Genomic DNA, 12,049 nt, shown 5'->3' on the forward strand with positions numbered 1-12,049 from the left:
AGGCGGGCAACGCCGCTTCCACAGGCATGGCCACGTTGCAACAAATGTGGGAGCGGGCTTGCCCCGCGAAGCGCCGCGCGGGCGGCGCTCGATCTCACAGGCAACAAAAATGCCACGACGAAAACCATCGGTGTAACACCAGAAACCGAGTTGTGCGAAGTTGTAACAACCCATCCCGCCTTACTGAACACTCGTTTAGTATCTCCCTCATCAAGCCCTCTCAAAATCATCACAACAACACCGAGGCCCCCCATGACCACCCCGTCATCGTCACTGTTGAGCAAGGTCGAAGCCGGCGTTGCCTGGATCACCCTCAACCGCCCCGAGCAGCGCAACGCGCTGGACATTCCCACCCTCAGGCAGTTGCACGCCTTACTCGACAACCACAACGGCGACCCGGCCGTACGCGTGGTGGTGCTGACCGGCAGTGGCCGCAGCTTTTGCGCCGGTGCCGACCTGGCCGAGTGGGCCGCCGCCGAAGCCGCAGGCACCCTGGAAACCTACGGCTGGACCGAAACCGCCCACGCCCTGATGCTGCGCCTGCACAGCCTGGACAAACCGACCATCGCCGCCATCAACGGCACCGCCGTGGGCGGTGGCATGGACCTCAGCTTGTGCTGCGACCTGCGCATCGCCGCCGCCTCGGCGCGCTTCAAGGCTGGTTACACCAGCATGGGCTACAGCCCCGATGCCGGCGCCAGCTGGCACTTGCCGCGGCTGATCGGCAGCGAACAGGCCAAGCGCCTGTTGTTCCTCGATGAACTGTGGGGCGCCGAACGCGCCCTGGCAGCCGGGCTGGTCAGCGAAGTGTGCCCTGACGAACAACTGCCGGCTGTAACCGCCGAGCTGGCCGGGCGCCTCGCCAACGGCCCGACCTTCGCCTACGCGCAAACCAAGCGGTTGATCCGCGACGGCGCCCGGCGCGAGCTGGCCGAACAGCTGGAGGCCGAACGCCACGCCGGCCTGCTGTGCGGCCGCAGCCAGGATGGCGCCGAGGCGCTGCAAGCCTCGGTTGAGCGCCGCGCCCCCCGTTTCACCGGCCAGTAACCCGATACCGACCCTGACCAGGACCTTCGCAGATGAATTTCCAACTGACCCAAGAACAAGAAATGTTGGTGGAAGCGGTACGCAGCTTTGTTGCCAGGGAGCTGCTGCCCCATGAAGAAGCGGTGGACCGCGCTGATGCCGTGTCGCCCGAGCTTGCCGCGCAGATCCGCGGCAAGGCCATCGCCGCCGGGTTCTACGCCTTCAACATGCCCGAGGAAGTCGGCGGTGGTGGCCTGGACTACCTGTCCCAGGCGCTGATCGAACGCGAGCTGTCCAAGGTGTCCTGGGCGCTGCACGTGTTCGTTGCCCGGCCTTCGAAAATTCTCATGGCCTGCAAGGATGAGCAGATCAACGACTACCTGCTGCCCTGCGTGCAGGGTGAGAAAACCGACTGCTTCGCCCTGACCGAGCCGGGCGCCGGCTCTGATGCCAATGCCATCAAGACACGCGCCGTGCGCCAGGGCGACGACTTTGTCATCAACGGCAGCAAGCACTTCATCAGCCATGCCGGGCATGCCGACTTCGCCATCGTCTTCGCCGTCACCGACACCTACGAGCACAACGGGCGCAAGCGCAACGCCGTCACAGCCTTCCTGGTGGACCGTGGCACGCCGGGCATGACCATCCGCCGTGGCCCCAAGTGCGTGAGCAACCGCGGCTACCACACCTACGAACTGTTCTTCGACGACTGCCGGGTGCCGGCCTGCAAGGTGCTGGGTGAAGTCGACAAAGGTTGGGAGGTGGCCAACGCCTGGCTCACCGCCGGCCGGGTGATGGTCGCCGCCAACTGCGTGGGCCAGGCCCAGCGCGCCCTCGACCTGTCGCTGCAATGGGCCGCTGACCGCAAGCAGTTTGGCCAGGCAATCGGCAGCTACCAGGGTGTGTCGTTCAAGCTGGCCGACATGGCCACGCAGATTCGTGCCGCTGAAATGCTCACCCTGCACACCGCCTGGAAGATGGACCAGGGCAGCATGACCGATGGCGAGGCCGGCATGGCCAAGCTGTTTGCCAGCGAAACGCTGGGCAAGGTCGCCGACGAAGCCGTACAGATTTTTGGCGGCATGGGCCTGATGGACGAAGGCCCGGTGGAGCGCATCTGGCGTAACGCGCGCATTGAGCGCATCTGGGAAGGCACCTCGGAAATCCAGCGGCACATCATCGCCCGCGAACTGCTGCGCCCGCTGCTGCGTTAAGCGCCAGGAGAACACCCATGTCGCATTCGATTCGTGACAACCTCAAGCGCCTGCTGGCGCCCCGGCACCTGGCCTTCGTTGGCGGGCGCAGCATGGCGCGGGCGCTCAGGCGCTGCGCCGAAGGGGGCTTTGGCGGCGAGCTGTGGCTGGTCAACCCGCAGCATGAAAGCCTCGAAGGCATCCCCTGTGTGGCGCAGGTAGCGGACTTGCCTTATGCACCGGACGCGGTGTTCATCGCCACCAACCGTGAGCTGACCTTGCAGTGTGTGGCCGAGTTGGCCGCACGTGGTGCCGGTGGTGCCATCTGCTATGCCTCCGGCTTTGCCGAAAGCGGTGAGGAGGGCCGACAGTTGCAGCAGCGCCTGCTTGAAGCTGCTGGCGACATGGCCTTGCTCGGCCCCAACTGCTACGGCCTGCTCGATTACCTGCATGGCGCCGCCCTGTGGCCAGTGGCCCATGGCGGTAAACAGGTGGAGAAGGGCGTGGCAATCCTCACCCAGAGCGGCAACTTCGCCTACAACCTGTCCATGAGCGACCGCTCGCTGCCGGTGGCCTACATGGCCTCTGTCGGCAACCAGGCGCAACTGGGCGTGGCCGAACTGATGGACGTTCTGCTCGACGATCCTCGGGTCACGGCCATCGGCCTGCACCTGGAAGGCCTGAAGAACGTGCCGGGCTTTGCCCGCGCCGCCTACAAGGCGCTGCAGCAGGGCACGCCGATCATTGCCCTGAAGACAGGCGTGTCGCAGATCGGTGCGGAACTGGCGCTTAGCCACACCAGCTCGTTGTCCGGTTCCGATGCCTTGTACGACAGCCTGTTCCAGCGCCTGGGGGTGATCCGCGTCAGTGGTCCGGTGAGCTTTGTCGAAACGCTCAAGGCCGCCGCTTGCGGGCGCTTGCCGGCCGACGGCGAGCTGATTGCATTGGCCTGTTCAGGGGGGGATGCCGGCCTGATTGCCGACTATGCCGAGCGCAACCAGTTGAACCTGCCCAAGCTGGAACAGGCGCAGGTGGCGCAATTGGCCGACGTGCTGCCGGCCTATGCCAACCTGGTCAACCCGCTGGATTTCACCACCGCCATCTGGGGCGATGAAGCCGCGCTGCAACGCATGCTCGACAGCACGCTCAGCGGCGCTGCCGACGCGGCCATGCTGGTGCTCGACTACCCGGCGCAATTTACTGGCGAACGCAAGGAGTGCGACCTGCTGCTGGCGCTGTACTGCGATGCGCTGGAGCGCCACGGCAAAATCGGCTTCGTGACCTCGGCCTTCCCGGAACTGTTACCCGCCAGCGCACGTGAGCGCCTGCATTCACGCGGCATTGCTGCTTTGCAGGGCGTCGAGGACGGCCTGGCGGCCTGGGGCCGAATCGTCGCCTACCAACGTAACCGGCAAAGGTTGTTGGGGCAGGGCGAGGCCGCAAGGGTACCGCTGTGCCCGCAGGCCCTTGGCGGCGAGAGCCGGCTGCTGGACGAATGGCAATCCAAGCAGGCCCTGCGCGCGTTTGGCCTGCCGGTCCCGGCAGGGGTGCTGAGCACGCCCGAGCGCGCCGTGGCAGACGCCGCTCGCGTGGGTTACCCGCTGGTGCTCAAGGCCGTCAGCGCACAGCTGCCGCACAAGACCGAAGCGGGCGCGGTGGCGCTGAACCTGGGCGATGCCGCCGCCCTGGAAGTTGCACTGGTGCAGATGCGCCAGCGCATCGCGGCCTACGCCCCGCAAGTAGCGTTCGAACAGGTGCTGCTCGAACCCATGGCTGAGCCGCCGCTGGCTGAACTGATCGTCGGCATCAAGCGTGAACAGGACTTCGCCCTGGCCCTGGTGATTGGCGCCGGTGGCGTGCTGGTGGAACTGCTCAAGGACAGCGTCAGCCTGTTGCTGCCCACCACCGACAGCGCCATTCGTGCTGCATTGCTGAACCTGCGCAGTGCCAGCCTGCTGCAGGGCTTCCGCGGCCGCCCGGCCGCCGACCTCGACGCCTTGGTCGCAGCCATCCGCGCAGTGGCCGACTATGCCTGTGAAAACGCCGCGCAACTGCTGGAGCTGGATGTGAACCCATTGATGGTCGGTGCCCACGGCACCACTGCGGTCGATGCGCTGATCCGCCTCGGCCAGGCGCAAGGAGAACGACATGAATGACCTGACCCTGACTGCCGGCCAGGCGCTGGTGCGCCTGTTGGCCAACTATGGCGTAGAGACGGTGTTCGGTATCCCCGGGGTGCACACCCTGGAGCTGTACCGCGGCCTGCCGGGCAGTGGTATTCGCCATGTGCTGACCCGGCACGAGCAGGGCGCCGGCTTCATGGCCGATGGCTATGCCCGGGTCAGCGGCAAGCCCGGGGTGTGCTTCGTCATCACCGGCCCCGGGGTGACCAACGCCGCCACCGCCATCGGCCAGGCCTATGCCGACTCGGTGCCGATGCTGGTGATTTCCAGCGTCAACCACACCGCCAGCCTGGGCAAGGGCTGGGGTTGCCTGCACGAAACCCAGGACCAACGCGCCATGACTGCGCCGATCACGGCGTTTTCTGCGGTGGCCCTGCGCGGCGAAGACCTGCCCCAGCTGGTTGCCCGCGCCTGGGCCGTGTTCGACAGCGAACGGCCGCGCCCGGTGCATATCTCGGTACCACTGGACGTGCTGGCCGCGCCGGTGAGCCGCGACTGGAGCGATGACGTGGTGCGCCGCCCCGGGCGTGGCCAGCCGTGCCGCGAAACCCTCGACCAGGCGGCCCTCAAGCTGGCAGCAGCCAAGCGACCGATGATCATTGCCGGAGGTGGGGCGCTGCATGCGGCCGAGCAACTGGCCCGCTTGAGCACCCGGCTGGCGGCACCGCTGTTCACCAGCGTGGCTGGCAAGGGCCTGCTGCCGCCGGACGCGCCACTGAATGCCGGTTCAAGCCTGTGCGTGGAACCTGGCTGGCAGCTGATCAGCCAGGCCGATGTGGTGCTGGCCGTGGGCACCGAAATGGCCGACACCGACTTCTGGCGCGAGCGCCTGCCGATCACTGGCGAGCTGTTGCGCGTGGACATCGACCCGCGCAAGTTCAACGACTTCTACCCTTGTGCCATTGCCCTGCACGGCGATGCCCGGCAAACCGTGGCCGGCTTGCTCGATCACTTGCCGGAGCTCGACCGCGACCCGGCCCAGGCCAGTGAAGCGGTGGCCAAGCTGCGTCAGGCCATCCGCAATGGGCACGCGCCCTTGCAGGCCACGCACCAGGCCATTCTTGACCGCATTGCCGCCGTGCTGCCCGACGATGCGTTCATCAGCAGCGACATGACCCAGCTGGCCTACACCGGCAACTATGCCTTCGCCAGCCGGGCGCCGCGCAGCTGGCTGCACCCCACCGGCTACGGCACCCTCGGCTACGGCTTGCCGGCCGGCATTGGCGGCATGCTCGCCACCGACCACCGCCCCGGCCTGGTACTGGTGGGCGACGGAGGTTTCCTTTATACCGCTCAGGAACTCGCCACGGCCGTAGAAGAGCTGGACCGGCCTTTGGTGGTGCTGCTGTGGAACAACGACGCCCTCGGCCAGATCCGTGACGACATGCTCGACCTGGACATCGAGCCGGTCGGCGTGCTGCCGCGCAACCCGGACTTCATCGGCCTGGCCCGTGCCTTTGGTTGCGCAGTGCGCCAGCCGCGTGATCTGGACGCCTTGCAGGCCGACCTGGCCAACGGTTTTGCCACACCCGGCGTGACCTTTATCGAACTCAAACACACCTGCGTCTGTTAAAGCGCGCACAACGACAAGAACAAGAGAAACCAACATGCCATTTCGCCGTACACTTCTGGCCGCATCCCTGGCCCTGCTGATCACCGGTCAAGCCCCGCTGTATGCCGCGCCGCCACTGTCGATGGACAACGGCACCAACGCCCTGACCGCGCAAAACAGCAACGCCTGGGTCGAAGTCAGCGCCAGCGCGCTGCAACACAACATCCGTACCTTGCAGGCCGAACTGGCCGGCAAGTCCAGGCTGTGCGCGGTGCTCAAGGCCGATGCCTATGGCCACGGCATTGGCCTGGTAATGCCGTCGATCATCGCCCAGGGCGTGCCTTGCGTGGCGGTGGCCAGCAACGAGGAGGCTAGAGTGGTTCGTGCCAGCGGCTTTACCGGGCAACTGGTGCGGGTACGCCTAGCCAGCCTGAGCGAGCTGGAAGATGCCTTGCAGTACGACATGGAAGAGCTGGTCGGCAGCGCCGACTTCGCCCGCCAGGTTGATGCCATTGCCGCACGCCATGGCAAGACCTTGCGGATCCATATGGCGCTCAACTCCAGCGGCATGAGCCGCAACGGGGTTGAAATGGCCACCTGGTCCGGCCGTGGCGAAGCGTTGCAGATCACTGACCTGAAGCACCTCAAGCTGGTCGCGCTGATGACTCACTTCGCCGTGGAAGACAAGGACGATGTACGCAAGGGCCTGGCGGCATTCAACGAACAGACCGACTGGCTGATCAAGCACGCCAAGCTCGACCGCAGCAAGCTCACCCTGCATGCCGCCAACTCGTTCGCCACCCTGGAGGTGCCGGAGGCACGCCTGGACATGGTGCGCACCGGTGGCGCGCTGTTTGGTGACACTGTGCCGGAGCGCACCGAGTACAAACGTGCCATGCAGTTCAAATCGCACGTGGCGGCGGTGCACAGCTACCCGGCCGGCAACACCGTCGGCTATGACCGCACCTTCACCCTGGCCCGTGATTCGCGCCTGGCCAATATCACGGTCGGCTATTCCGACGGCTATCGCCGGGTGTTCACCAACAAGGGCCATGTGTTGATCAACGGCCACCGCGTGCCGGTGGTGGGCAAGGTGTCGATGAACACGCTGATGGTGGATGTCACCGACTTCCCTGACGTGAAGGGTGGCAACGAAGTGGTGCTGTTCGGCATGCAGGCCGGGGCCGAAATCACCCAGGCCGAGATGGAAGACATCAACGGCGCGTTGCTCGCCGACTTGTACACCGTGTGGGGCAGTTCCAACCCGAAGATCCTCGTCGACTGAAACCGCCATTGAAGGGAGATTGCCATGCGCTACGCCAAGCTCACCCAACGCATCGCCGGCGACGGGGCTGCGGCCTGGGACATCCACTACCGCGCCCTGGCGCTGCAGGCCGAGGGCAAGGACATCCTGTTGCTGTCGGTAGGTGACCCGGATTTCGACACGCCTGCGCCGATCGTCGAGGCGGCCATCGACAGCCTGCGCGCGGGCCACACCCATTACGCCGATGTGCGCGGCAAGCTGGCCCTGCGCCAGGCCATTGCCAACCGCCACCGCCAGCGCAGTGGTCAGGCCGTCACCGCCGACCAGGTGACGGTGCTGGCTGGCGCCCAGTGTGCGCTGTACTGCGTCGCCCAGTGTGTGCTGGACCCCGGTGACGAGGTGCTCGTTGCCGAGCCCATGTACGTGACCTATGAGGCGGTGTTCGGTGCCTGTGGTGCCAAGGTGGTGCCGGTGCCGGTCAAGCCGGGAAACGGCTTCCGTGTGTGCCCGCGTGATGTAGCGGCGCGCATTACCCCGCGTACCCGCGCCCTGGCCTTGAACAGCCCGCACAACCCCTCTGGGGCGAGCCTGCCTCGCGCCACCTGGGAGGCCTTGGCCGAACTGTGCATTGCCCATGACCTGTGGCTGATCTCGGATGAGGTGTACAGCGAGTTGCTGTACGAAGGCGAACATGTAAGCCCCGCCAGCCTGCCGGGCATGGCCGAGCGCACGGCCACCCTCAACAGCCTGTCGAAGTCGCACGCCATGACCGGCTGGCGGATGGGCTGGGTGGTCGGCTCGGCGGAGTTGGCAACCCACCTGGAAAACCTTGCCCTGTGCATGCTGTACGGCTCGCCGGACTTCATCCAGGACGCTGCCGTGGTGGCGCTGGAGCAGCAGTTGCCTGAACTGGATGCCATGCGCGAGGCCTACCGCCAGCGCCGTGACCTGGTGTGCGAGCAGCTGGCCGGCTGCCCGGGCCTCAAGGCGCTGAAACCCGATGGTGGCATGTTCGTGATGGTCGATATCCGCGAAACCGGCCTTAGCGCCCAGGCCTTCGCCGACCGCCTGCTGGAAAGCCAGGGCGTCTCGGTACTCGCCGGCGAAGCCTTTGGCCCCAGCGCCGCCGGGCATATCCGCCTGGGCCTGGTGCTGGGCCACGATGCGCTGGTCGATGCCTGCCAGCGCATCGCCTGCTGTGCCGGCGAATTGATGCAAGGCTAGGCCACAGCGGCTCAACAACCTGTTTAGTGCAAGGAGAACACGAGTGAATGTACTGATCGTCCACGCTCACCCCGAGCCACAATCGTTTACCGCCGCGCTGCGCGACCAGGCTGTGGAAACCTTCCGCGCCCAGGGCCACCAGGTGCAGGTGAGCGACCTGTACGCCATGGGCTGGAACCCGGTGGCCAGTGCTGAAGACTTCACCCAGCGTGAAAACCCGCAGTACCTGGTGTATGCGCTGGAGCAACGCCAAGGGGTAAAGCGCGGTGCCATTGCCGGGGACATCCAGCAGGAGCTGGACAAGCTGCTGTGGGCTGACCTGCTGGTGCTTAACTTCCCGATCTTCTGGTTCTCGGCACCGGCCATGCTCAAGGGCTGGATCGACCGGGTGCTGGTGTCGGGGGTGTGCTATGGCGGCAAGCGCTTCTACGACCAGGGCGGCCTGGCGGGCAAGCGGGCGTTGGTGACCGTGACCCTGGGCGGGCGCGAGCACATGTTTGGCGAGGGGGCGATTCATGGGCCGCTGGAGGATATGTTGCGGCCGATCTTGCGTGGCACCCTGGCCTATGTCGGCTTTGACGTACTGGCGCCGTTCGTGGCCTGGCATGTGCCATATATCAGCGATGAGGCGCGGCAGGGCTTCCTGCAGCAGTACCGGCAGCGGCTGGAGCAGCTCAGCGATGACCAGCCATTGGTGTTTCCAAAGCTGGCGCAGTTCGATGAGGCGCTTTACCCACTCCCCTGAGCCGAACAACTGATGCTGGGCGCTCCGCGTACCCTGTGGGAGCGGGCGTGCCCGCGAAGAATCCAACGCGGTGCATGGCACCGGCTGCGCCGGTGTTCGCGGGCATGCCCGCTCCCACAGGGTCCTCGCTGAATCAGTAAGTTATGCGCAGTTCTATGGGACCGCGTGGTCCTTGAAAACATGCAGACAGTGTCTGAAAACGACCACCCACACATTCGGGGTATGTCCGCCCTCGGCAAATCCCCCGATAGTGAACCCATCGGCTCGAACCGGAGCATTCACACGATGGAGTTGCCATGCGCAAGGTACTGAAGGTGATGGGTGGCCTGCTGCTGGCGTCGGGCGTAAGCCTGGCCCAGGCGGCAGAGGTGGACAGCGGTAATACGCTGCGGTTGTACAACTGGACCGACTACATCGGCGAAACCACCTTGGCCGACTTCGAGAAGGCCACCGGCATCAAGGTCATCTACGACACCTTCGATGGCTACGAAACGGTGCAGACCAAACTGCTCACTGGCCGCTCCGGCTACGACCTGGTCATGCTCAACGCATCCTTGGTGCCGCCGCTGATCAGCGCCGGGGTGTTCCAGGCGCTGGACAAGCAGCAACTGCCCAGCTGGCACAACCTCGACCAGCAAGTCGTCGACAACCTGCAAGGCTACGACCCAGGCCTGAAGTACTCGGCGCCCTACACCTGGGGTAGCTCGGGGGTCACCTACAACGTCGACAAGATCACCGCACGCATGCCCGACGCCCCCATCGGTTCGTTGGCCATGCTGTTCGACCCCAAGATCGTCTCGCGCTTTGCCGATTGCGGCGTCACCCTGATGGACGCCCCCACCGAGGTCATCCCGCTGGCCCTGCAGTACCTGGGCAAAGACCCGCGCAGCGCCTCCGCAGCCGACCTCAAGGCCGCCGAAAAACTGCTGCTGGGCATCCGCCCCTACATTCGCAAGTTCGACTCGGTCAACTACCTCACCAGCCTGCCCAACGGCGATGTCTGCCTGGCCCTGACCTGGTCCGGCGACTACGCCACCGCCCAGGCCCGTGCAGTGGAGGCGAAGAAGGACATCGAGCTGTCGTTCTTCATCCCCCAGGAAGGTTCGCTGATCTGGTTCGACAACCTGTACATCCCCAGGGATGCTCCGCACGCGGCCAACGCCCATCGCTTCATCGAGTTCCTGCTGCAGCCGCCGACCATGGCCAAGGTCACCGACTACATCCACTACGCCAACAGCAACGCCGCCGCCACCGCCCTGGTGAGTGACGACATCCGCCAGGACCCGGCCATCTACCCCGACGCAAAAACCCGTGAGCGCCTGTTCGCGCAGAAAACCCAGAGCCCGAAAGACATGCGCGCCATTACCCGGGTCTGGAGCACGGTCAAGACCGGTTTCTAAACACTGCCCAACGATTCCCGCCAAGGAGCTGCCCATGGCTACCCCAAGCAAAGCATTCGCCACTGCCCACGACCCACTGGTGGAAGCCGACAAGGCCCACTACATGCACGGTTACCATGTGTTCGACGAGCACCGCGAGCAAGGTGCGCTGAACATTGTCGCCGGCGAAGGCGCTTATATCCGTGACACCCACGGCAACCGCTTTCTCGATGCCGTCGGCGGCATGTGGTGCACCAACATCGGCCTGGGCCGCGAGGAGATGGCCCTGGCCATTGCCGACCAGGTAAGGCAGCTGGCGTATTCCAACCCGTTCTCCGACATGGCCAACGACGTGGCCATCGAGCTGTGCCAGAAGCTTGCGCAGCTGGCTCCGGGCGACCTGGACCATGTGTTCCTCACCACCGGCGGCTCGACCGCTGTCGACACCGCCTACCGGCTGATCCAGTACTATCAGAACTGCCGCGGCAAGCCGCACAAGAAACACATCATCGCCCGCTACAACGCCTATCACGGCTCCACCACGCTGACCATGTCGATTGGCAACAAGGCCGCCGACCGGGTGCCGGAGTTCGACTACCACCACGACCTGATCCACCACGTCTCCAACCCCAACCCGTACCGCGCCCCGCATGACATGGACGAGGCCGAGTTCCTCGACTTTCTGGTGGCCGAGTTCGAGGACAAGATCCTGTCGCTGGGCGCCGACAACGTGGCGGCGTTCTTCGCCGAGCCGATCATGGGTTCGGGCGGGGTGATCATTCCGCCCAAGGGCTACTTCCAGCGCATGTGGCAGCTGTGCCAGACCTACGACATCCTGTTCGTCGCCGATGAAGTGGTGACCTCGTTCGGGCGCCTTGGCACGTTCTTCGCCAGCGAGGAACTGTTTGGCGTTACCCCCGACATCATCACCACCGCCAAGGGCCTGACCTCGGCCTACCTGCCGCTGGGGGCGTGCATCTTCTCCGAGCGTATCTGGCAGGTGATTGCCGAGCCGGGCAAGGGCCGCTGCTTTACCCATGGTTTTACCTACAGCGGCCACCCGGTGTGCTGCACGGCGGCGCTGAAGAACATCGAAATCATCGAGCGCGAGCGCTTGCTGGATCACGTAAAGGACGTTGGCGGCTACCTGGAGCAGCGCCTGCAAAGCCTGCGCGAGCTGCCGCTGGTGGGGGATGTGCGCTGCATGAAGCTGATGGCCTGTGTCGAGTTTGTGGCCGACAAGGCCAGCAAGGCACTGTTCCCGGACGAGGTGAACATTGGCGAACGCATCCACAGCAAGGCCCAGGCAAAAGGGCTGCTGGTGCGCCCGATCATGCACCTGAACGTAATGTCGCCGCCGTTGATCGTTACCCATGCGCAGGTGGACGAGATCGTCGAGACCCTGCGCCAGTGCATCATCGAAACCGCGCGGGAACTGACCGCGCTTGGCCTGTACCAGGGCCGATGAACCTGGCGCAAAGGG

Annotated in this window: 9 protein-coding genes; all 9 read left to right on the forward strand. The window is 65.1% G+C overall.

The window, feature by feature from the left end:
• Positions 1 to 252: 252 nt before the first annotated feature.
• The 9 genes from ACIQUI_RS07685 (at position 253) to ACIQUI_RS07725 (ending at position 12,034) form a co-directional block, all read left to right on the forward strand.
• Positions 253 to 1,047, forward strand: coding sequence for an enoyl-CoA hydratase/isomerase family protein (locus tag ACIQUI_RS07685; RefSeq protein WP_403196698.1), 795 nt, complete (start codon positions 253 to 255; stop codon positions 1,045 to 1,047).
• A gap of 32 nt (positions 1,048 to 1,079) precedes the next feature.
• A complete protein-coding gene (locus tag ACIQUI_RS07690) occupies positions 1,080 to 2,240 on the forward strand; it encodes an acyl-CoA dehydrogenase family protein (protein WP_403196701.1) in 1,161 nt (386 codons plus the stop codon).
• 17 nt (positions 2,241 to 2,257) lie between these two features.
• The gene (locus ACIQUI_RS07695) at positions 2,258 to 4,375 is read left to right on the forward strand and encodes an acetate--CoA ligase family protein (protein WP_403196704.1); all 2,118 of its coding nucleotides are present in this window, start codon (positions 2,258 to 2,260) and stop codon (positions 4,373 to 4,375) included.
• Positions 4,368 to 5,975: a 5-guanidino-2-oxopentanoate decarboxylase gene (locus ACIQUI_RS07700; RefSeq protein WP_403196707.1), complete on the forward strand. Its 1,608-nt coding sequence runs from the start codon at positions 4,368 to 4,370 to the stop codon at positions 5,973 to 5,975. Before ACIQUI_RS07695 ends, ACIQUI_RS07700 begins: the two co-directional genes overlap by 8 nt.
• A 34-nt stretch (positions 5,976 to 6,009) precedes the next feature.
• A complete protein-coding gene (gene alr / locus ACIQUI_RS07705; protein ID WP_403196710.1) occupies positions 6,010 to 7,239 on the forward strand; it encodes an alanine racemase in 1,230 nt (409 codons plus the stop codon).
• Between the two features lie 24 nt (positions 7,240 to 7,263).
• Complete coding sequence (locus ACIQUI_RS07710; protein ID WP_403196713.1) at positions 7,264 to 8,442, forward strand: pyridoxal phosphate-dependent aminotransferase; 1,179 nt, start codon at positions 7,264 to 7,266, stop codon at positions 8,440 to 8,442.
• A 43-nt stretch (positions 8,443 to 8,485) separates the two neighbouring features.
• A complete protein-coding gene (locus ACIQUI_RS07715) occupies positions 8,486 to 9,187 on the forward strand; it encodes an NAD(P)H-dependent oxidoreductase (RefSeq protein ID WP_403196716.1) in 702 nt (233 codons plus the stop codon).
• Between the two features lie 296 nt (positions 9,188 to 9,483).
• Positions 9,484 to 10,587, forward strand: a complete 1,104-nt coding sequence (locus ACIQUI_RS07720; RefSeq protein WP_403196719.1) for a polyamine ABC transporter substrate-binding protein — start codon at positions 9,484 to 9,486, stop codon at positions 10,585 to 10,587.
• A gap of 34 nt (positions 10,588 to 10,621) precedes the next feature.
• Entirely contained in the window at positions 10,622 to 12,034 is a 1,413-nt protein-coding gene (locus tag ACIQUI_RS07725) for an aminotransferase (RefSeq protein WP_403196721.1), read from the forward strand.
• Positions 12,035 to 12,049 lie beyond the last annotated feature (15 nt).

Source organism: Pseudomonas sp. NPDC090592 (assembly GCF_044769185.1).
In the GTDB taxonomy this organism is placed as follows: Bacteria; Pseudomonadota; Gammaproteobacteria; order Pseudomonadales; family Pseudomonadaceae; genus Aquipseudomonas.

Bases quoted from the DNA above. Each gene is read 5' to 3' on its own strand.
- alr (WP_403196710.1), top strand. From the start codon at position 6,010: ATGCCATTTCGCCGTACACTTCTGGCCGCATCCCTGGCCCTGCTGATC.
- ACIQUI_RS07695 (WP_403196704.1), top strand. From the start codon at position 2,258: ATGTCGCATTCGATTCGTGACAACCTCAAGCGCCTGCTGGCGCCCCGG.
- ACIQUI_RS07725 (WP_403196721.1), top strand. From the start codon at position 10,622: ATGGCTACCCCAAGCAAAGCATTCGCCACTGCCCACGACCCACTGGTG.
- ACIQUI_RS07685 (WP_403196698.1), top strand. From the start codon at position 253: ATGACCACCCCGTCATCGTCACTGTTGAGCAAGGTCGAAGCCGGCGTT.
- ACIQUI_RS07690 (WP_403196701.1), top strand. From the start codon at position 1,080: ATGAATTTCCAACTGACCCAAGAACAAGAAATGTTGGTGGAAGCGGTA.
- ACIQUI_RS07710 (WP_403196713.1), top strand. From the start codon at position 7,264: ATGCGCTACGCCAAGCTCACCCAACGCATCGCCGGCGACGGGGCTGCG.
- ACIQUI_RS07700 (WP_403196707.1), top strand. From the start codon at position 4,368: ATGAATGACCTGACCCTGACTGCCGGCCAGGCGCTGGTGCGCCTGTTG.
- ACIQUI_RS07720 (WP_403196719.1), top strand. From the start codon at position 9,484: ATGCGCAAGGTACTGAAGGTGATGGGTGGCCTGCTGCTGGCGTCGGGC.